Raw genomic sequence first — 888 nt, 5'->3', positions numbered from 1 at the left:
AGATTTTGCGGTCGGCGTTTTGATTCGCCGCGAAATCCTCGGACCAGTCGCGATCGCCGCTCTTGAACAGCGGCGGCGTCCCGCCGGGCACAGCACTCTCCTGCGGCGGAACCGGCAGCGGTTCGTCTCGGCTCCAGAGCTGGCCAGGCGGTTCGGTCCCGGTGGTGAGGAAAACGGCTGTCGCCCTCACACGTTGCTGACCGTCTTGCGACAGTGCCGCGTCGGCAACAGTGATTCGAGATCCTCGACGGACCACCGTGCTGCGCAGATCGAACGCGGCGTTGTCGACCGGTTGATACAGGTCGACTGTGAGTCGAGCGGGGATGAAGCCCTCCGGGCAGTGGGTCTCGAGTTCCCGGGCGAGCATGCCGGCCACGGCTGTTCCGCTCAGTTTGGTCGGTGTCCATGGGCTGATGGCGAGTTTCTGGGCGACGAGTCGACCATCGCGTTCGACGAAGAAGCTCAGCATCTGTGTTCGGTCCCCTCCGAAATCCGTTGACACTCAGAAGTGAAACACGTTACAGCCGCAGCTGCGGAGCGTGGTGCTGGCAGTGCCTGCGCATCTGGGGTACACCCCAACACCACAATCGGCCGGCCGGTGAATTGCGTCAGAATAGGGTGAGAATTCGCCTTTCTTGACACTTGTCGGCTGGGTTCTTAGAGTTCAACCTGACAATTTCGGTCTCTGGAGGGGTGAATCATGCGCGTCGGCTATATCCGGGTCAGCACTCTCGATCAGAACACCGTCCGCCAGCTCGACGGCGTCGATGTCGAACGCACCTTCACCGACAAGGCCTCCGGGAAGGACTCGGCGCGGCCGAAGCTCGCCGAGATGCTCGCGTTCGTGCGTGACGGCGACACGGTGATCGTTCACTCGATGGACCGCCT

General features: G+C 62.3%; 2 protein-coding genes. One reads left to right on the top strand and one right to left on the bottom strand.

The annotated features are described in order from the left end of the window. Positions 1-469, bottom strand: a 469-nt coding sequence (locus A5780_RS12285) for an acyl-CoA thioesterase domain-containing protein (protein WP_197521736.1), incomplete at its 3' end; no start/stop codon positions are given. Between the two features lie 231 nt (positions 470-700). Between A5780_RS12285 and A5780_RS12280 the strand changes: the two genes are divergently transcribed. Then, positions 701-888, top strand: a 188-nt coding sequence (locus tag A5780_RS12280; RefSeq protein WP_197521735.1) for a recombinase family protein, incomplete at its 3' end; no start/stop codon positions are given.

Origin of the sequence: Nocardia sp. 852002-20019_SCH5090214 (assembly GCF_001665865.1) — a bacterium.
Lineage (GTDB): Bacteria > Actinomycetota > Actinomycetes > Mycobacteriales > Mycobacteriaceae > Nocardia > Nocardia nova.
This window is presented reverse-complemented; position numbering and strand designations above follow the sequence as displayed.